A 19,969-nucleotide genomic window follows, 5' to 3' on the forward strand; every position below is an offset into this window, starting at 1 on the left:
AAAAGGAAACCAGCGCGTTGTACCACCGGAAGGCGCCATCCGCCGTCCGGTGGCGGACAGGAGAGCGCGCTCCTAGACCCGCTCGATGATGCCGGCCGCCCCCTGCCCCATGCCCACGCACATGGTCACCATGCCGTATTTGAGCTTGCGGCGGCGCAGGGCGTGCACCACGGTGGCGGCGCGAATGGCGCCGGTGGCGCCCAGCGGATGGCCCAGCGCAATCGCGCCGCCCAGCGGGTTGACCTTGGCCGGGTCGAGCTGCAGATCGTTCATCACCGCCAGCGACTGCGCGGCGAAGGCCTCGTTCAGCTCGATCCAGTCGATGTCGCCCAGCCGCAGGCCGCCGGCCTTGAGCGCCGCGGGAATCGCCTCGATCGGGCCGATGCCCATGATCTCGGGCGCCACGCCCTTGCTGGCGAAGCTCACGAAGCGCGCCAGCGGCGTGAGGTTGAAGCGCTTGAGCGCCGCCTCGCTGGCCACGATCAGCGCGCCCGCGCCGTCGCTGGTCTGCGAGCTGTTGCCGGCGGTGACCGAGCCGCGCGCGGCGAATACGGTGCGCAGCTTGGCCAGGCCTTCGAGCGAGGTATCGGGGCGCGGGCCTTCGTCCAGGCTCACGGTGCGGCTGGCGGCGGTGGCCTGCAGGCTGGCCAGGTCCACGCCGCGGTCGGTGACGGCGATCGGCGTGATCTCGTCGGCGAACTCACCCGCCTGCTGCGCGGCGATGGCGCGCTGGTGCGACTGCAGCGCAAAGGCATCCTGCGCCTCGCGGCTCACCTTCCAGCGCTGGGCGACCTTCTCGGCCGTCAGGCCCATGCCGTAGGCGATGCCGTAGTCCTCGCTGCGCTCGAAGATGCTGGGCGACAGCGAGGGCGAGTTGCCCATCATCGGCACCATGCTCATGCTTTCGACGCCGGCGGCGATCATCACCTCGGCCTCGCCGACACGGATGCGGTCGGCCGCCATCGCCAGCGCCGAGATGCCCGAGGCGCAGAAGCGGTTGACGGTGATGCCGCCCACGCTGACCGGCAGCCCGGCCAGCACCGCGCCGATGCGCGCCACGTTCAGGCCCTGCTGCGCCTCGGGGATGGCGCAGCCGCAGACCACGTCCTCGACCGCCGCGGGATCGAGCCCCGGCGCCTGGGCCATCACCGCCTTGAGCGTGGTGGCCAGCAGGTCGTCGGGGCGGTAGTTGCGGAAGAAGCCCTTGTGCGAACGGCCGATGGGCGTGCGCGTGGCGGCAACGATGTATGCGTCCTGGAGTTGTTTGGTCATGGTGGCTTGTCCTTGTTTGCGCTGCCTACAGCGCATCAAACTGGCGCGACCCGGCTGCGGACGCCGAGCAAGGGCCGCCCCGCAGCGAAGGTGTCGTCCACCTCCCGCGAAGCGAGAGAGGGGGAAGGCGCGAAGCGACTCAGGGGGTGCTTCATGTCAGTTGCGCACAGGCTTGCCGGTATTCAGCATGCCCAGGATGCGCTCCTGCGTCTTCTCGTGCACGATCAGGCCGCAGAACGCCTTGCGCTCCAGCGCCATCAGGTATTCCTCGTTCACCAGCGTGCCGGCGTCCACGTCGCCGCCGCAGACCACCTCGGCGATCGCGGTGGCGATGCGCATGTCGTGCTCGCTGATGAAGCCGCCCTCGCGCATGTTGACCAGCGAGCCGCGCAGCGTGGCGATGCCGCTGCGCCCGGCCACCGGGAACGGGCGCCTGAGCGGCGGCCGCCAGCCGCCGGCCGCCAGCGCCCTGGCCTCGGCCAGCGCCACGAACAGCAGCTCATCGCGGTGCGGCACGATCACGTCGGCCGCCTGCAGATAGCCCAGATCGCGCGATTCGAGCGCGCTGGTGCCCACGGTGGCCATGGCCGCGGCCTTGAAGCCATCGGCCAGGAAGGGCAGCAGGTCGGTGCCGCTCGACGCCTTGGCGTTGAGCGCGGCGCGGCGCGCCACGTCGGCCAGGCCGCCGGCGCCGGGCACCAGGCCCACGCCCACCTCGACCAGACCGATGTACGACTCCATGTGCGCCACGCGGCGTGCGCAGTGCAGCAGCAGCTCGCAGCCGCCGCCCAGCGCCATGCCATGCACCGCGCCCACCACCGGCACTTGCGCATAGCGCAGGCTCAGCATCAGCTGCTGCAGCGCGTGCTCGATGGCCTCGATGGCCGAGGGGCCCGACAGCGCGAACGCCGGCATCATGGCCTGCAGGTCCGCGCCCACGCTGAACGGCGCGTCGCCCGACCAGACCACCACCGCGTCGAACTGCTGCTCGGCCAGCGCCAGGGCCTGCTGCAGCTCCTCCATCAGCTGCGGGCTGATGGCGTGCATCTTGGTCTTGAAGCTGAGGATCAGCACCTGCTCGTCCAGCGTCCAGGCGCGCAGCGCGCTGCTCTCCTGCACGGTGCGGCCGGCAGTGCGCCAGTCCTGCTGCGGATCGGCGCTCTCACCCAGCACGCGCTCGGGGAAGAGCTGGCGCGCATACACCGGCAGCTCGCGGCGCGGCACGAAGCGCTGCTCGGCCGCGCTCCACGAGCCCTGGGGCGTGTGCACGCCGCCAGCCTCGGCCACCGGGCCCGCGAACACCCATGGGGGCAGCGGCTCCTTGGACAGCGCCTTGCCGGCGTCAATGTCGTCCTGCACCATCTTGGCCACCTGGGCCCAGCCCGCCTCCTGCCACAGCTCGAACGGGCCTTGCTGCATGCCGAAGCCCCAGCGCATGGCCAGGTCGACATCGCGCGCGTTGTCGGCAATGTCCTTGAGGTGCACCGCCGCATAGTGGAAGCTGTTGCGCAAAATGGCCCAGAGGAACTGGCCCTCGGCGCCCTCGCTGTTCCTGAGCAGCGCCAGGCGCTCGCCGGCCGGGCGCTTGAGCATGCGGGCATACACGTCGTTGGCCTTTTCGCCGGCCGGCACGTAGCCGCCCTGCCCAGCGTCGAAGCGCTCGATGTTGCCCATGGCGCCCTTGCGGAAGAAACCCGCCTTGGTCTTCTGGCCCAGCGCGCCGCCGTCGATCAGTTGCGTGAGCACGGCGGGCGTGGCGTAGCTGGCGTAGAACGAGTCGGTCTCGGCCGACAGGTTGGTCTGCATGGTGGCGATGACGTGGGCCAGCGTATCCAGCCCCACCACGTCGGCGGTGCGGAAGGTGCCCGAGCTGGCACGCCCGAGCTTCTTGCCGGTGAGGTCGTCCACCACGTCGTACGTGAGGCCGAAGCGTTCGGCCTCGAGCATGGTCGACAGCATGCCGGCCACGCCCACGCGGTTGGCGACGAAGTTGGGCGTGTCCTTGGCGCGCACCACGCCCTTGCCCAGGCCGGTGGTGACGAAGCTCTCCAGCTGGTCGAGCACCTGCGGCTCGGTGGTGGCGGTGGTGATCAGCTCCACCAGCATCATGTAGCGCGGCGGGTTGAAGAAGTGGATGCCGCAAAAGCGCGGGCGGATGGATTCAGGCAGCGCCTCGGACAGCTTGGTGATCGACAGGCCCGAGGTGTTCGATGCCACGATGGCATGCGACGCCAGGTGCGCGGCGATCTTGTGGTACAGGTCCTGCTTCCAGTCCATGCGCTCGGCGATGGCCTCGATCACCAGGTCGCAGTCCTTGAGCAGATCCAGGTGCTCCTCGTAGTTCGCGGGCTGGATCAGCTCGGCATCGGCCTGGCTGCCCAGCGGCGAGGGCTTGAGCTTCTTCAGGTTGGCGATGGCCTTGAGCGCGATGCCGCTCTTTTCGCCTTCCTTGGCGGGCAGGTCGAACAATATGACCGGCACCTTCACATTCACCAGATGGGCGGCGATCTGCGCGCCCATCACGCCGGCGCCGAGCACGGCGACTTTCTTCACAACGAATCGGGACATGGCGTCTCCATCAAGTCAGATAGGGGCAAAGCCCGCTTTCATTCCACACGCACCCAGGTCTGGGTACGCCAGAACGGCCCGAGAAAGCCCCGCACCTCCAGCTTCCGACCGCCGTCTATGGGCGTGAAGCTGGCGCGGTATTCCTTGCCGTTTTCAGGGTCGAGGATCTTGCCGCCCTCCCACACCTCCTTGCCTTCAGCCTGCTTGCCGCCGCGGATGATCTCCAGGCCGGCGATGGGCTGGCCCTTGCGCTCGTCGCTGCACTCGGTGCAGACGGCGTCGGGCTTGGCATCCTTTTTCAGGGTCTTCACGATCTGCCCCCTGAGCGCGCCGCCGCTATCGGTGATGCGGATCTCGGCCTTGGCCTCGCCGCTCTTGTCGTCCACGCTGCGCCACAGGCCCACCGGGTTCATCTGGGCCAGCGCCGGCGCGGCGAGCAAAGCAAAAACCATCGCTGTCAGCGCTTGTTTCATGGGCATCTCCTGGGGTTGGGGCGGGAATCTTCAGGCCAGCGCGGCGTCGGTGTTCATCAGCAGCTTGCTGCCGCTGCGCATGGTGCGCACCGCCAGGCCCGCCTCGGGGAACAGGCGCGCGAAGTAAAAGCGCGCCGTCTCCAGCTTGCCCTGGTAGAACTGCGCGTCGGCCACCTCGCCTTCGGCCAGCCTGCGCAGCGCCGCCTGCGCCATGCGCGCCCACCAGTAGCCCATTACCAGATGGCCCAGGATGCGCAGGTAGTCCACCGCCGCGGCGCCCACCTCGTCGGGGTTCTGCAGCGACTTCAGGCCCAGCTCGGTGGTCAGCGCCGTCATCTGCCCGGCCAGCTGCGCCAGCGGGTTGATGAAGTCGGCCATGCGCTCGTTCACGCCCTCCTCGCGGATCAGGCCCTCCACCAGCTTGCCCAGCGCTTTCAGCGCCGCGCCGTTGTCGCCCAGCACCTTGCGCCCCAGCAGGTCCAGCGCCTGGATGCCGTTGGTGCCCTCGTAGATCTGGTTGATGCGCGCATCGCGCACGAACTGCTCCATGCCGGTCTCGTGGATGTAGCCATGGCCGCCGAAGACCTGCTGGCACAGCACGGTGGCCTCGAAGCCCTTGTCGGTGAGGAAGGCCTTGAGGATGGGCGTGAGCAGCGCCACCTGGGCCGCATTGGCCGTGCGCACGGCCTCGTCGGGGTGGTGCAGCTCCTCGTCGAGCAGCGCCGAGGTGGCGATCATCATCGCCCGGCCGCCTTCGGAATAAGCCTTGGCGGTGAGCAGCATGCGGCGCACGTCGGGGTGCACGATGATGGGGTCGGCCGGCAGGTCCTTGGCCTTGGTGCCCGAGAGGCTGCGCATCTGCACGCGCTCCTTGGCATAGGCCAGCGCGTTCTGGTAGGCCACGGTCATCAGGCCCAGCGACTGGTTGGCCACGCCCAGGCGGGCGGCGTTCATCATCACGAACATGGCCTGCAGGCCCTTGTTGGGCTGGCCCACCAGGGTGCCGATGGCGCCGTCGAGGGAGATCTGCGCGGTGGCATTGCCGTGGATGCCCATCTTGTGCTCCAGGCCGGTGCAGAAGATCGGGTTGCGCTCGCCCAGCGAGCCATCGGCGTTCACATGGAACTTGGGCACCAGGAACAGGCTGATGCCCTTGCTGCCCTTGCTGCCCTTGGGTGCATCGGGCAGGCGGGCCAGCACCAGGTGGACGATGTTCTCGGCCATGTCGTGCTCGCCGGCGCTGATGAAGATCTTGTTGCCGGTGATCTTGTAGGTGCCGTCGCCCACAGGCTCTGCCTTCGTGCGCAGCAGGCCCAGGTCGGTGCCGCAGTGCGGCTCGGTCAGGCACATGGTGCCGGTCCACTCGCCGCTGGTGAGCTTGGGCAGGTAGCGCTGCTTCTGCTCGTCGCTGCCGTGCGCATGCAGCGCCTCGTAGGCGCCGTGCGACAGGCCGGGGTACATGGTCCATGCCTGGTTGGCGCCGTTGAGCATCTCGTACAGGCACTGGTTCAGCACGAAGGGCAGGCCCTGGCCGCCGTATTCGGGGGCACACGACAGCGCCGCCCAGCCGCCCTCGACGTACTGCGCGTAGGCCTCCTTGAAGCCCTTGGGCGTGGCCACGCTGGAGTCCGCCGGATTGCGGGTGCAGCCCTCGGTGTCGCCGCTCAGGTTCAGCGGCTGCACCACCTCGGCCGCGAACTTGCCGGCTTCCTGCACGATGGCGTCCATGGTCGCGGCATCGACCTCGGCAAACGGCGGCAGCGCGGCATAGCGCTGCGGCAGCGCCAGCACTTCGTGCATCAGGAACTGCATGTCGCGCAGCGGCGGGTTGTATTGGGGCATGTTCGGGTCCTTGGCGATGAAGAGAAAGGGGAATTTATGCAGCCGGTGCCACATGGATGCGCAGCACCGCGTCCACCAGTGCATGCACCTGCGCCGGGCTGGTGGCATGGCGCGCCAGCAGCCCGGCAAAGCCTTCGCAGGCATGGGCCAGCGCCTGCGGGCCATGCAGGAAGCGGACTTCGTAGTGCAGCGCCAGGATCAGCCCATGCACTTCGAACAGGATCTGGTCGGGCGACACGCCGGGCTGCAGCTGGCCTTCGGACTGGCACTGCGCGATGACGCGCCGCATGGCCGCCATCCAGGTGGTCACCGAGAATTCGAGCGCCTCGCGCACATCGCCGGGCCGGTCGTCGAACTCGACCGCGCCGCTGATGTACAGGCTGCCGTAGAGGCGGCTGGACTCCTGCTCGGACGCGGTGCTGCGCATCCAGCCGGTCACCATGTGCACCAGGCGCGGCAAGCCGCGCTCGGCCTGCAGCGCGGGCTGGAAGATTTCGCGCTCGAAACGGGCATGGTATTCCCGCACCACCGAGCACTGCAGCTCCTCGCGTGAGCCAAAATGCGCAAACACGCCCGACTTGCTCATGCCCAGGCGATAGGCCAGCATGCCGAGCGACACGCCGTCCAGCCCCTCCTGCGCGGCCAGCTCCAGCGCCGCATCGAGGATGGCGGCGCGCGTCTGCCGGCCCTTGGGGATTTTCTGGGCCTTGCCCCCTTCGGCGGCAGTCAGGGCCAGCGGCTCAGGCGCGGCTTGCGGCTTGGTTTTCTTCGGGTTGGATGCGATGATTTTGAGTTGTGGCATAAAAATGACTCCCCATGCTCCCCACTGCGTTGGGTCGCGGCCCCTGCGAGAGGAACGCTTTTTATCTTGGGACGGCCGGTAATAAAAAATGCATGATCAAAAAAGCACGACCGTTCTTTTTTTATTCTTGCATAGAACCTAGGCATCTCCAAGCACCGAAGCATGAACCTAGGGTAAACGAGAGCCATGAAAAAGCAAAAAGCCGCCGCCACTGTCGTGGCAGGCGGCCATGGCGATGGCAACCGCGATACGCTCAGCGCTGCAGCAATGCGAGGCAGGCGGGGAGCTGCTCCGTGGGCAGCTGCCGGAAATCCGAGCGCGCAAAACGCAGCAGCCGCCCCTGCACCAGGGCCATCAGCACGCTGGCGCGCACCTGGGCGTCCACGGTGGGCGTGACCGATGCACCAGCGGTGACGCGCAGGCATTGGCGCAGCGTGGACTCGATGCGGTCGAAAAACTGCCGCATGCGCTGCTGCAGGCGCGGATTCTCGTTCAGCAGCGCATCGCCCAGCATCACGCGCACCATGCCGGGGTTGCGCTCGCCGAACTGCAGCACCATGGTGACCACCCGGTGCGCCTGCGCCACGGCCTGCTCGGGTGTCTTGGCCTCATCGGGCAGCTCGCGCCCGACGATCTGCTGGCACAGCGTGAACACCGATTGCTCCACGAAGTCGATCAGCCCCTCATACATCTGCGCCTTGCTGGCAAAGTGGCGGTACAGCGCGGCCTCGCTCACCGACAGGCGCGCCGCCAGGGCCGCCGTGGTGATGCGCTCGGCGCCGGGCTGCTCCAGCATGGCGGCCAGCGCCTGCAGTATCTGCAGGCGCCGCTCGCCCGGCTTGGGGCGCTTGCGGGCAGGCGCGGCGGCGATTTCCGGCGCGGCTTCTTCCAGGGGAAACGCAGTCTCTTGATCTTGCATGCGCTCCCCGGTCAATAGCTGCGGATCATGGTGCCGTAGGCCTGATCGGTCAGGATCTCCAGCAGCATGGCATGCGGCACGCGGCCGTCCACCACGTGGACCGCATTCACGCCGCTCTTGGCGGCATCGATGGCGCCGGCCAGCTTGGGCAGCATGCCGCCGGAGATGGTGCCGTCGTCGATCAGCGCGTCGATCTCGCGCGAGGTCAGCTCGGTGAGCAGCTTGCCCTGCTTGTCGAGCACGCCGGGAATATTGGTCAGCAGCAGCAGCTTCTCCGCCTGCAGCACCGCGGCCAGCTTGCTCGCCACCACATCGGCATTGATGTTGTAGCTCTCGTTGTTCTCGCCAAAGCCTATGGGGCTGACCACCGGGATGAAGGCGTCGTCCTGCAGCGCCTTGACCACGCTCGGGTCGATGGAGACGATGTCGCCCACCTGGCCCACGTCATGCTCGATGTTCGGGTCCTTGTGGTCGAGCAGCTTGAGCTTCTTGGCGCGGATCAGCCCGCCATCCCGCCCGGTCAGGCCCACGGCCTTGCCGCCGGCCTGGTTGATCAGGCCCACGATGTCCTGCTGCACCTCGCCGGCCAGCACCCATTCCACCACCTCCATGGTCTCGGAGTCGGTCACGCGCATGCCCTGGATGAACTCGCCCGTCTTGCCCAGGCGCTTGAGCGCGGTCTCGATCTGCGGCCCGCCGCCATGCACCACCACCGGGTTCATGCCCACCAGCTTGAGCAGCACCACGTCCTCGGCGAAATCGGCCTGCAGCTCGGGGTCGGTCATGGCATTGCCGCCATACTTGATGACCATGGTCTTGCCATGGAACTTGCGGATATAGGGCAGCGCCTGCGCCAGGATCTCAGCCTTGTCGCGCGGGTTGATGGCGGCTGCCACGGGGGTGGATGTGGTCATGGATGGGTGCCTTCTCGAAAAAGCGGAAGCCGATGAAACATGCAAGCGCGGATTGTGCCGCAAAGTGCGTGCCTGCCCGTGCCAGCCGGGTTGGCTGCCCGGCAAAACCCGGCAAAAGTCAGGCACAGTAGTCGCGCAGGGTCTTCACGATGCGCTGCGCCGCCCGCCCGTCGCCATAGGGCGACACGCCCCGCGCCATGCGGGCATAGGCCTGCTCGTCGTCCAGCAGGTGCTGCGCCTCTTGCACTATGCGTTCATAGTGCGGCCCGACGAGCCGCACCACGCCTTCGGCCACCGCCTCGGGCCGCTCGGTCTCGTCGCGCAGCACCAGCACCGGCTTGCCCAAGGCCGGCGCCTCTTCCTGCACGCCGCCCGAATCGGTCAATATCAGGGTCGCCCGCTTCATCGCCGCCACGAAGGGCGCATAGTCCAGCGGCTCGCACAACACGAAGTTCGGCAGGCCGCCCAGGTATTCGTGGGCCAGGTTCTTCACATTCGGATTCGGGTGCACAGGGTAGAGGAATTGCAGCCCTGGGTTCTGCCGCGCCAGGGCCTGCAGCGCCCGGCAGATCTGCCGGAACGGCTCGCCAAAGTTCTCCCGGCGGTGCGAAGTCACCAGCACCAGCCGCCTGGACGCATCGAGCTCGACACCGATGTCCACATGCTTTTCGGCGGTCATCAGCAGGGCGTCTATGACGGTGTTGCCGGTGACGACGATGTCCCGATCGGCAATTCCCTCCCTCAGCAGGTTCTGGCGCGAGCCCTCGGTGGGCGCGAAATGCCAGCGCGCCAGCCGCCCGGCGATCACGCGGTTGGCCTCTTCGGGAAAGGGATTTTGCATGTCCCAGGTGCGCAGCCCGGCCTCGACATGGCCGATCGGAATGCGGTGGTAGAAACAGGCGAGCGCCACCGCCATCACGGTCGTCGTGTCGCCCTGCACCAGCACCACATCGGGTTGTTCCGCCGCCAGCACCCGGTCCATCTCCAATAGCAGGCGTGCCGTCAGCGCCGAAAGCGCCTGGTTGGGCCGCATGATGTCCAGGTCGATATGCGGCTCGATGCCGAAGAACGCCAGCACCTGGTCCAGCATCTGGCGGTGTTGCGCCGTGGCCAGCACCCGCACCTCGGCCCAGGGCTGCTGCTGCAGCGCCAGGATGACGGGCGCCATCTTGATGGCCTCGGGCCGGGTGCCGACGGCGCAGAGGATCTTCTTGGTCATGCCTTCCCCCTTGAAACCAGGGCCTATCCGCCACATCCCGGACGGTCAGCGAAGCCAGCCCGGCAGCTTGAAGCGCACGATCACCAGGTAGGCCGCCACATAGGATACGCAAAACAGCAGGCAAAATCCCATGAGCACATAGGTATTGCGCCAGAACAGCACCGCCGGAACCACCGTCAGCAAGGTGAATGCCCACAGGTAGGGCGCGGTCCGGTTGTTTCGCCTGAGCATGCGGCGGGCCGCGTTCTCGTCCAGCACACTGCGCACGATCCGGCGGTAGACCAGCTGGTGCAGATGCAGTGCATCGGCCATGCCGGGCGAAACGCCGCGCGCCAGCTTGCGGTAGATGGAGAACATGGTTTCCCAGACCGGATAGATCAGCAGCAGCATGGGGAACCAGGGCGAAACCACCGGATGGCGCTGCACCAGCATGATGCTGCAAAACGCCACCACCACGCCCCAGACATAGGCGCCGCCATCCCCCGCGAAAAGCTGCCCCATCGGGTAATTCCAGAACAGGAAACCCGCAGTCGCCGCCGCGGTGATCACCAGCATGGCCGCCAGCTCCCGGTCACCCAGCTGCAGCGCCACATGGGTGAGTGCCGCGCAAATAACGATGGCCACCATCCCAGCCAAGCCGTTATAACCATCGATGATATTGAACGCATGCGGCAAACCCGCAATCGCCACCATGGCCAGCAGCATGCCGATCCATGGCATCCGGAGCAGCGCCTGGTCCACCCAGCCGATATCCAGGCGTGGGACCGACAGGTCCAGCAGATAGACCGCCAGCACACCGGTCATCAAGGTCAGCGCCAGGCGGTAGCGCACCGACAGGCGCTGGGTCATGTCCTCGGCAATGCCGCCGGCCACCGCCGGCGCCATGGCCAGGAAAAAGTACAGCAGCCAGCGATTCCACTGCAGCGCGTTGCCATCGTAGCCCCACCAGTTCTGTATCCCGGCCACCACCGCGGTCACGATCAGGCTCGCCATCATCGCCAGGCCGCCCAGGCGCGGAATATTGCCAACATGAAAGCGCTGCGGCATGTCCGAGCCATAGCGCCTGGAGTGGCCCCGCATGCGGCGCACGATGAAGCCGGAGCCGACCAGCGCCATGAGGAAAGCGACAACAGCCAGAAAAATCATGGATCAGAATGAATGAGTTCCGCATCGGCCATGCGGCGCAGCAGGGGGCGGGCACGCCAGAAAGCCGACGAGCGCCAAAGGCGCAAGAGTGCCCGAATATGCCACAAACCGTGCCGCCAGCGCCGGTGGCTGTCGCGCTGCCCCGCATGCTGCACGCGGGCCGCCGCGCGCGCCAGCCGCCATCCCGCCAGGCGCAGGCGCAAACAGAAATCCACATCCTCGCAGTACATGAAGTAGCGGGTATCCAGCCCCCCCGCCTGCAGCCAGGCCTCGCGCCGTACCAGCCAGAAGGCGGCATTCACCCATTCGGCCCGGGATTCACGCCGCCCCGCCAGGTAGCGCAGCAGCAAGGACCAGGGCGTCGGCAGTTCGCGCTCGCTGTCCTGCAGCACACCGGCCGCATCCACCTGCCGCGGATAGGCCAGCCCCACCCCGGGCCTGGCCAGCGCCTGCCGCAATGCGGGAAAGGGATTGCCGCCGAGCAAGCCCACGTCCGGATTCAGCAGGCAAAGATACGGCTCCTGCGCCTGCGCTAGCGCAGCATTGTGATTCGCGGCAAAGCCTTGCGGCAGCGCATTGCGGCGCAGCTCCAGCACGAAGGGCCAGCCGCCCGGCGGCGGCTCGGGAGCGGGCTCGGGCAGATTCTGGGTCAGCACCACGCGCCCAACCTCGCCCGCACAGCTTCGGGCCAGCGCTTGCAGCAGCGCCTGCACCATGGCTCCATGTCCATGGCTGACCACGGAGAGGGCTATGGCACCCGACGGAGAAGATAAGGCGGAGGAGGCATGCATCTGGCGCGTATTGTCTCCTGTCTTCCATACGCCATTTGCCTTACCATGCTGCCGGCTCCCGCCGTCAACACGGGCTGTTTCATTCCTTTGGCCTTCTGCATGAGAGAAAACAATTTCGACCTGCTGCGGCTCCTGGCAGCCCTGGGGGTCTTCTTCGCCCATGGCTCATACTTCTATGACCGGCAACAGCCGGTTTTTTTCAACAATACCTACAGCCTGGGATCATTGTCTGTCTACATCTTTTTTTTCATCAGTGGACACCTCAATTTCCAGAGCTGGGATCGCAGTCCGCGATGGACCGCGTTCGGCACCAAGCGGGCACTGAGGATTTTCCCGGGGCTGGTGGTGGCGGCCTTCGTGTCGGTGTTCGCCATAGGCGGGCTGATGACCACCCTCGATCTGAAAAGCTTTCTCTCGTCCGCGCAAGCATGGGGACTGTTCATCAACTATGCCAGCGCCCTTGCCACGCTCAACGACCTTCCCGGAGTATTCGCACACAACCCTTTGCCGAATGCCGTCAATGGGTCTTTGTGGACCATCAAATACGAGATCATCATGTATGGCCTGCTGGTCAGCTTCGGCATGGCCAGGCTGCTCTCCCGCCGCCGTCTTGCACTGGTCGTGGCCGCCTCGGCCGCCGCTTTTCTTTTGGTCAAGGTTCCGGCACTGGATCAAGGCACCATCACCTGGCGGGATTTCTGGCAGTTCGCCGCCATCTTCTTCGCCGGAGCTGCCTTCAACCATATCCCGGTGGATCGGCGGCTCTGGCTGATACCGCCATTGTTGGCAGGCTTTGCCATCTCCTATACCGGGAACTCCCTCGCCGTCATCCAGGGTGGCGTTTTTCTGTGGCTACCCTGCCTGGTCTTCTTGGCGGCGTACTGGCGCCCCTTGACCCGCGTCCGCCTGCGCCACGATCTTTCCTATGGCATCTATATCTATGCATTCCCGGTGCAGCAGGCAGTCACCGAAATTAGCCTGAAGCACGGACTATCCAAACCAATCTGCCTGGCTGCGGCCTTGATCGTCGTGCTGCTGCTCGCCCTCTTGTCGTGGATTTGCGTCGAGCGTCCGGCCATCGCCTGGGCACACTCCATCAGCAGACAGCGCCTGCCATAGCGAACTGGCCTCAGTATTTTTTCAGCACCAGCAATACCCGCAAGATCAAGCTATCCAAGCGGCTCGTGCGCCAGTAAAAACCCATGGCCGCCACCCGCAGTCCATCCTGCCATCGCTGCCGCGAACGCAGCAACCAGCGCACCTGCTCGCGCCGATCGGCCCCCAACTGATCGCCGTGGATGCGCAGGAACTCCGCCAGCTGGTCCAGGAAGCCAAAGCCGCTGCGCCGCCAAAACCGCCGCACGCGCGCCCATTGCCCAGCCCACCCGCCCTGCAGCATGCCGATGGTATTGCCCCCATGCTGCCGGTAGCGGATATGGCTGCGCGGGTCGAAAACCACCTCGCCGAATGCGGAGACCACCAGGTACACCCACCAGTCATGCGCCAGGCATTGCCTGGGCAACTGCGCCGCCAGCAGCGCCCGGGCCCGGGCATTGATGGCCATGGTGCATCCTGTCGCCACATTCTGCACCAGCGCGTTGCCCCAACCCAGCTTGGCCTTCGGGTAGCTGGGCGACAACCCCAGGCTGTTCAGGTGCTCATCGACATACTCCGTCCTGCTGCAGTACATGCCGGGCCCGCTCAAGCCCCTGCGCCCCAGCACGTCGACGGCCGCAGCCACCTTGTCCGGATGCCAGACATCGTCCTGATCGCAGAAGAAATAGAAGTCATAGCCATCGCCAGCCACTTGCAACAATTCGAAAAAACTCTGGACAAAACCGACGTTTTTTCCTTGCAAGACGGTCACCCCACCCTTCTGGCTGGCATACCGCTGCGCGACGGCCAGCGAACCATCGGATGAACCGTCATCCCTTACAAATATATGCAAGTTCGAATGATTTTGGGCATACAGTGAATCCAGCTGCTGCGGGAGAAATTTCTCGCCATTGAAAGTTGACAATAGAATTGCCACACGATTGTTGTTGTCAGTCATAGAAAAAAATTCTGCTGGCCATCCATCGCTCCCCGTGTCCCAATCGCCTGGTACGTGATCATTCGCTTGCGCCCATTGTCCAAGCTTGGCGAAATCGTCACCAGACACACGCTGGCTGCCTGCACTACCATCCTAGAACGACTCCCATGAGCCGCGACCTTCACGTATATACGCGCCACATCGATTTGCGAGAGCGCACCTCTTTGTCTGTCCTGGCTGGCAAGATAGCGCCCGGCTCACGGGTGCTGGACCTGGGGTGCGGCTCGGGGGCATTGGGCTCGTTCCTGCACCAGCAGCTGAACTGTACCGTGGACGGCGTGACCTTCAACAGCCAGGAGGCGGCCCTGGCACAACCGCACTATCGGGACGTGGTGGTTGCCGACCTGGAGCAGCTGAACCTCGCGCAAGCCTTTGCGCAGCGCCAATACGACTACATCGTCTGTGCGGACGTGCTGGAGCATTTGAAGCAGCCGGAACGCATACTGGCCGACTGCCGCGCGCTGCTGGCCGCCGATAGCGGCCAATTGCTGATCTCGCTGCCGAATGCCGCCTATAGTGGCCTGCTGATGGAATTGATGCAGGGCGAATTCCGCTACCGCCCCGAGGGCCTGCTCGACCGGACCCATCTGCGCTTCTTCACACGCCAGTCCCTGCTGCGCTTTCTCACCGAGCAGCAATGGAGCCTGACCGCGCTGGAAACCATTGAGCGCCCCCTGGATGAATCGGAATTCCGGCACCGCCCCGCCGACAGCTTCCCGCCAGCGGTGGTTCGCTACCTGCTCGCCCAGCCGGATGCGCTCACCTACCAGTTCATTGCCACCGTCCGGCCCGAGAGCGACCCGGCCTCGCGGCAAGCCGGCGCGCTGCTGGAAAACGGCAGCCAGGAAGCGCAAGCCACCTTCACCAGCAACCTGTACTGGGCGGATGCCCACCAATTCAGCGAAGCCCAAAAACTGATCCGCAAGGGCGACATTGGGCAAATGCACCAACGCCTGCGCTTCGAGCTGCCGGCATTCGAAGCCTCGGCCCCCAGCTTGCGCTGGGACCCGGCCGACCGCCCTGGCTTCATGCACCTGCACCACATCCGGCTCAAGGATGGCACGGGAGCACAACACTGGGCCTGGGACGGCCCATGGGACAGCGATAGCGCACTGGCGCATACCGCGCACCACCAGATCACCTTGCAGCCTGCGCTGGCCACGGCCCCCAGCTCGGCGCTCATGCTGCTCAATGGCGACGACCCCTGGATGCACCTGCCCATCCCGCACGACGCACTGCGCCAATGCCTGCAAGCCGGCGGAGCCGTTCTGGAGATCGAGGTGGGCTGGCCCATGTCCGCCGACTATGCGGCGCTTGCCACGAGCACCCATGATCTGCAGCAATATATCCAGCATGCAGACCGCGAAGTGCAGAAATGGCAGGCCGAGCACCATGCGGTGGCCCAGGCCCATGCCGAAGCGAACCAGAGCATCGTCCAGCTGCAGGAACAAATGCAGGCGCAGCGGCACGGCCTGCTGGCCCAACAGCAACATCTGCAAGAGCGCATGCAAGAGCAGCAGCTGCGCATCCGCGAGCAGCACCAATACCTTGGCGGGCAACAGCAGCATCTCCAAGCACAGCACAGCTATATCCAGGAGCTGCAAGCCCATCTGCAGCACATTGAAAGCTCAGGCCTCTACCGGTTCGTGCAATCGCTGACGCGCACCAAGACCCCGTTCCTGGGCATGCCGCCACCCGAGCCTGCATCCCCCCTGCCCCCGCTGGCGGATGACGAGCATCCAGTCCAGGCACCGGCTTCCCCTGCGCCGCTGCAGACCGCCCCCCAAGCGTCGGAGGCGCCCGCAGCACCCGAACCCGCGGCCAGCGAGGCGGCGCCCAGCCCTCAACCGCTGGTGTCCCCCGCGCCGGCATCCATGGTGGATGTCATCGTACCGGTCTACCGGAGCCTGTCGGACACACGCCGCTGCCTGGAATCAGCGCTCAATGCCTCCACCAGCGTTCCTTGCCAGCTGATCGTCATCAACGACGCCAGCCCCGAGCCCGAGCTCACCGCCTGGCTGCGCCAGCTTGCTGAACGAGAGCCGCGCATTACCCTGCTGGAAAACCCCGAGAACCTCGGCTTCGTCGCCACCGTCAACCGCGGCATGGCGCTCAACCCCAGCCACGATGTGCTGCTGCTCAACAGCGACACCGAAGTGGCCGGCGACTGGCTGGACCGCCTGTACCGGGCGGCCTACCGCCATGCCGACACCGGCAGCGTCACCCCGCTGTCCAACAACGCCACCATCTGCAGCTACCCCCGGTTCTGCGAGAACAACGCGCTGCCCGCCGGGCTCGACACCGCCGGCCTCGACCAGCTGTGCGCCAGCGCCAACCCCGGCGCCAGCATAGATATCCCCACCGCCGTGGGCTTTTGCATGTATATCCGGCGCGACTGCCTGCAGCAGACCGGCCTGTTCGATGTGGAGCATTTCGGCAAGGGCTATGGCGAAGAAAACGACTTCTGCATGCGCGCCCGCGCCCATGGCTGGCGCCACCAGCTCGCGCTCGACACCTTCGTGCTGCATACGGGCGGCGTCAGTTTTGGCGACAGCAAGACTCCGCGGGAGCAGGCGGCCTACGAGACCTTGAAGCAGCTGCATCCCGAGTACGACCCGCTCGTGCATGCGCACCTCAGGGATAACCCAGGGCAAGCGGCACGCAATGCGATCGACAAGGCGCGCATCCGCCAAAGTGCCGCGCCGCGCATCCTGATGGTCATGCACAACGTGGGCGGTGGCACGCAACGCCATGTCCATGAACTGGCGGCCTACCTCAAGGCCCAGGGCAAGGCCGTGGTGCTGGGGCTCACCCCCCTGCCCGACTACTACCTGCGCCTGCAGTGGCTCGACAGCGCCGAAGGCTACCAGGAAGAATTCCACTGGCCCACCGAATCGGGCAAAGTGGTGGCGCTGCTCCAGGAGCTGGGTGTCAGCCACATCCACTACCACCACCTGCTGGGGGTATCGCCAGACCTCATGCGCCTGCCGCAGCGCCTGGGCGTTGCCTACGATTTCACCGCGCACGACTACTACACGGCCTGCCCGCAAATCACGCTCACCAGCGCGGATCACACCTATTGCGGAGAAAAAGGGCTCTCCCAGTGCACCAGCTGCCTGCAGCAGCGCCCGGCCTCCACGCTGGAGTCCATTGACGACTGGCGGCTGCGCCACCGGCTGTTCCTGCAGCAGGCGCGCTATGTGCTCGCTCCCAGCCGCGATACAGCAAGGCGGCTCATGCGGTATTTCCCCGCCGCCAATATCCGCTACGTGCCCCATCTGGACATCGCCGCGCCCCAGGCGCTGCCCCGCCCCCATGGGCATGCCTTGTCCAGCAAGGCGCATCTGCGCGTGTTCGTGCTGGGTGCCGTCAGCGCAGTCAAGGGCGGCAACGTACTGGAGGCGGTGGCGCTCGAAGCCGCGCGCACCAATGCCCCCATCGAGTTCCACCTGCTTGGCTACCCCCACCGCCAGATGCGTACGCAGCCGCATGCGAGCCTCACCATACACGGCCCCTACGACGAGGAGCAGCTACCTTTGCTGCTGCAGCGGCTGCAGCCCGATCTGGTCTGGTTCCCGGCGCTGTGGCCGGAAACCTATAGCTATACCCTCAGCGCCTGCCTGCAGGCAGGCCTGCCCGTCGTCGCCCCCGATATCGGCGCCTTCAGCGAGCGCCTGAGCGAACGCCCCTGGACCTGGCTGCGCCCCTGGAACACCCCGGTGGATGCATGGCTCTCCCTTTTTCTCGACATCCGCGAGCGCCACTACCTGCACTCCGAAGAGCCCGTTGCCGCACCCGGCGCCACGGCCTCGGAACTGGATGCCCGGCTGCCGAGCTGGAGCTACGACCACGACTACCTGAGCGATGCCGTAGCAGCCACTCCAGTCCGCTAGACTAGCAACCCGACGACTTCCTCACATTTAGATACCGTTCGCATCGTGCCGAATCCCCACCCGTACATCCGCTTCCTGCCCCATAAACTCAGGCAACTCCGCCGCAGTCTCTACCATTTGTTCAAGGATCCCGGCAACCTGGGCAGCAATGGCCGCAAGCTCTGGCGTGCATGGCGAGAGGGTGGTACACCGCTGCTCAAACGTCAACTATTGTCACTGGGCCACCCCGCTGCGCCGTCGGTTTTGCCCACCGACAGCTGGCAGCAATACCAGCAGCGGCTCGCCAGCGAGGTGCTGCCGCAGCTGCGGCAGGAGATCGCGGCCATGCCGCAGAGCGTCACGATCTCCATCCTCGTGCCCACCTACAACACGCCGCACGCCATGCTGGCGGCGATGATCGAATCGGTGCAGGCCCAGGTCTACCCGCACTGGGAGCTGTGCATTGCCGACGACGCCTCGCCCGAGCCGCATATGCGCAAGATGCTGCAAGGCTATGCGAGCCGGGACCAGCGCATCCGCCTGCATCTGGGCGAGCGCAACCAGGGCGTCTCGCATGCCACCAACCAGGCACTGGCGCTGGCCACGTCGCCCTTCGTCGTGCTGCTCGACCACGACGACCTGCTGCAACCCCAGGCCATCTACCGGGTGGCCCAGTCCGTGCTGGCCGAAGACCCCGACATGCTGTACTCCGACGAGGTGCTGGTCGATGCCGACGCCAACAGCGTGCTGCAGTACTTCCACCGCCCCGCCTTCTCACCCGAATACCTGCGCAGCCACCCCTATATCGTGCACCTGGTGGGCTTTCGCACGGCGCTGCTGCGTGAGCTGGGTGGCTTTGACGAGCAGCTGCGCATTTCGCAGGACTACGACCTGATCCTGCGCGTGAGCGAACGCGCCGCCACCATCGTCCACATCCCCGAGATCCTCTACCAGTGGCGCACCCATACCGCCTCCGCCGGCCACGAGAAAATGGCCGAGGTCATGGACACCTCGGGCCGCATCCTGCAGCGGCACCTGGATCGCATCGGCATGCCGGGCACCATCGCGCCCGGCGTCTCGTTCAACTTCTTCGAGGCACGCCACCGCATTGGCGACGGCCAGCGCGTGGCCATCATCATTCCCACCAAGAACCATGGCGAGCTGGTGCGCCAGTGCATCGACAGCATCAAGGCCACCGTCAAGCAGGCCGACTACGACCTGATCCTCATCGACCATGAATCGACCGATGCCGCCAGCATCGAATACTTCGCCGCGCTGAAGCACAGCGGCACCGCCACCGTGCTGCGCTACCAGGGCCCGTTCAACTTCTCCAGCATCAACAACTGGGCGGTGCGGCAGCTCACGCGCGAATACACCCACTACCTGTTCTGCAACAACGACATCGAGGCCCTTGACGAAGGCTGGCTGGAACACATGCTCGCGCAGTGCCAGGACCCATCGGTGGGCATGGTGGGCGCGCAGCTGCTCTACCCCGACCGCACCTCCATCCAGCATGCCGGCGTCTGCGTGGGTGCGTTCGGCATCGCCGAGCACTACGGCAAATTCCTCAAGCTGCCGCCCGACCGCGTGGACATCGCCTTCATGGGGCGCCTGGTCTGCACCCACGAGGTCGCCGCCGTCACCGCCGCCTGCCTGCTCATGCGCAAGGAGGCCTTCGACGCCATCCATGGCTATGACGAGGCACTGGCCGTCGGCTTTGGCGACGTCGACCTCTGCCTGCGCACGCTGGAGCAGGGCTGGCGCATCCTCTACTGCCCCCAGGCCACGCTGATCCACCACGAATCCATCACCCGCGGCAAGACCGAAGGTTTCGATCCGCACCCGGAGGACTCCGCGCTGTTCTCCACCCGCTGGCGCACCTGGCTGGATGCGGGCGACCCCTACTTCAACCCCGCCTTCGAGCTGCGCCATACCTGCTGGCTGGTGCAAACGCCCATGCCTTGCAACGCCAAGGTGCATCGCCGCATCTTCCAGCGCAGCGGTCCCCAGCAGCGCCTGCAGCGCCTCACCCACAGCAGCTGACCAGGGCAGCGCGCCC

Annotated in this window: 14 protein-coding genes; 3 read left to right on the top strand and 11 right to left on the bottom strand. The window is 66.0% G+C overall.

Annotation, left to right across the window (positions count from 1 at the left end):
* Window positions 1-72 precede the first annotated feature (72 nt).
* From ACODRX_RS00955 to ACODRX_RS01000, 10 genes are all read right to left on the bottom strand, one after another.
* Entirely contained in the window at window positions 73-1,272 is a 1,200-nt protein-coding gene (locus ACODRX_RS00955) for an acetyl-CoA C-acyltransferase (RefSeq protein WP_488869100.1), read from the bottom strand.
* A 156-nt stretch (window positions 1,273-1,428) separates the two neighbouring features.
* Window positions 1,429-3,840, bottom strand: coding sequence for a 3-hydroxyacyl-CoA dehydrogenase/enoyl-CoA hydratase family protein (locus tag ACODRX_RS00960; RefSeq protein ID WP_488869102.1), 2,412 nt, complete (start codon window positions 3,838-3,840; stop codon window positions 1,429-1,431).
* A gap of 38 nt (window positions 3,841-3,878) precedes the next feature.
* Entirely contained in the window at window positions 3,879-4,313 is a 435-nt protein-coding gene (locus ACODRX_RS00965) for a DUF2147 domain-containing protein (protein WP_488869104.1), read from the bottom strand.
* Between the two features lie 30 nt (window positions 4,314-4,343).
* The gene (locus ACODRX_RS00970; RefSeq protein WP_488869106.1) at window positions 4,344-6,155 is read right to left on the bottom strand and encodes an acyl-CoA dehydrogenase C-terminal domain-containing protein; all 1,812 of its coding nucleotides are present in this window, start codon (window positions 6,153-6,155) and stop codon (window positions 4,344-4,346) included.
* A gap of 34 nt (window positions 6,156-6,189) precedes the next feature.
* On the bottom strand, window positions 6,190-6,957 hold the full coding sequence (locus tag ACODRX_RS00975; protein ID WP_488869108.1) for a TetR/AcrR family transcriptional regulator: 768 nt from the start codon (window positions 6,955-6,957) through the stop codon (window positions 6,190-6,192).
* Window positions 6,958-7,210: 253 nt separating this feature from the next.
* A complete protein-coding gene (gene slmA, locus ACODRX_RS00980) occupies window positions 7,211-7,876 on the bottom strand; it encodes a nucleoid occlusion factor SlmA (protein ID WP_488869110.1) in 666 nt (221 codons plus the stop codon).
* A gap of 11 nt (window positions 7,877-7,887) precedes the next feature.
* Window positions 7,888-8,790: an acetylglutamate kinase gene (argB, locus tag ACODRX_RS00985; RefSeq protein WP_488869112.1), complete on the bottom strand. Its 903-nt coding sequence runs from the start codon at window positions 8,788-8,790 to the stop codon at window positions 7,888-7,890.
* A 118-nt stretch (window positions 8,791-8,908) separates the two neighbouring features.
* Window positions 8,909-10,009: a non-hydrolyzing UDP-N-acetylglucosamine 2-epimerase gene (gene wecB, locus ACODRX_RS00990; protein WP_488869114.1), complete on the bottom strand. Its 1,101-nt coding sequence runs from the start codon at window positions 10,007-10,009 to the stop codon at window positions 8,909-8,911.
* Between the two features lie 45 nt (window positions 10,010-10,054).
* Complete coding sequence (locus tag ACODRX_RS00995; protein WP_488869116.1) at window positions 10,055-11,155, bottom strand: glycosyltransferase family 4 protein; 1,101 nt, start codon at window positions 11,153-11,155, stop codon at window positions 10,055-10,057.
* On the bottom strand, window positions 11,152-11,871 hold the full coding sequence (locus ACODRX_RS01000) for a glycosyltransferase family protein (RefSeq protein WP_488869118.1): 720 nt from the start codon (window positions 11,869-11,871) through the stop codon (window positions 11,152-11,154). Before ACODRX_RS01000 ends, ACODRX_RS00995 begins: the two co-directional genes overlap by 4 nt.
* Before the next feature lie 69 nt (window positions 11,872-11,940).
* On the opposite strand from ACODRX_RS01000, the gene ACODRX_RS01005 reads away from it, so the two are divergent.
* Window positions 11,941-13,065 carry an acyltransferase family protein gene (locus ACODRX_RS01005; protein WP_488869120.1) on the top strand — a complete coding sequence of 375 codons (1,125 nt, stop codon included), beginning with the start codon at window positions 11,941-11,943 and terminating at the stop codon, window positions 13,063-13,065.
* Window positions 13,066-13,075: 10 nt separating this feature from the next.
* Here the strand turns inward: ACODRX_RS01005 and ACODRX_RS01010 are convergent, their stop codons facing one another.
* Window positions 13,076-13,999, bottom strand: a complete 924-nt coding sequence (locus ACODRX_RS01010; protein ID WP_488869122.1) for a glycosyltransferase family 2 protein — start codon at window positions 13,997-13,999, stop codon at window positions 13,076-13,078.
* 146 nt (window positions 14,000-14,145) lie between these two features.
* On the opposite strand from ACODRX_RS01010, the gene ACODRX_RS01015 reads away from it, so the two are divergent.
* Both ACODRX_RS01015 and ACODRX_RS01020 read left to right on the top strand, forming a co-directional pair.
* Window positions 14,146-17,931: a methyltransferase domain-containing protein gene (locus tag ACODRX_RS01015; RefSeq protein WP_488869124.1), complete on the top strand. Its 3,786-nt coding sequence runs from the start codon at window positions 14,146-14,148 to the stop codon at window positions 17,929-17,931.
* Window positions 17,932-18,174: 243 nt separating this feature from the next.
* Window positions 18,175-19,953, top strand: coding sequence for a glycosyltransferase family 2 protein (locus ACODRX_RS01020; protein WP_488869126.1), 1,779 nt, complete (start codon window positions 18,175-18,177; stop codon window positions 19,951-19,953).
* The last annotated feature ends 16 nt before the right edge of the window (window positions 19,954-19,969 follow it).

Source organism: Comamonas sp. FG99 (assembly GCF_057808605.1).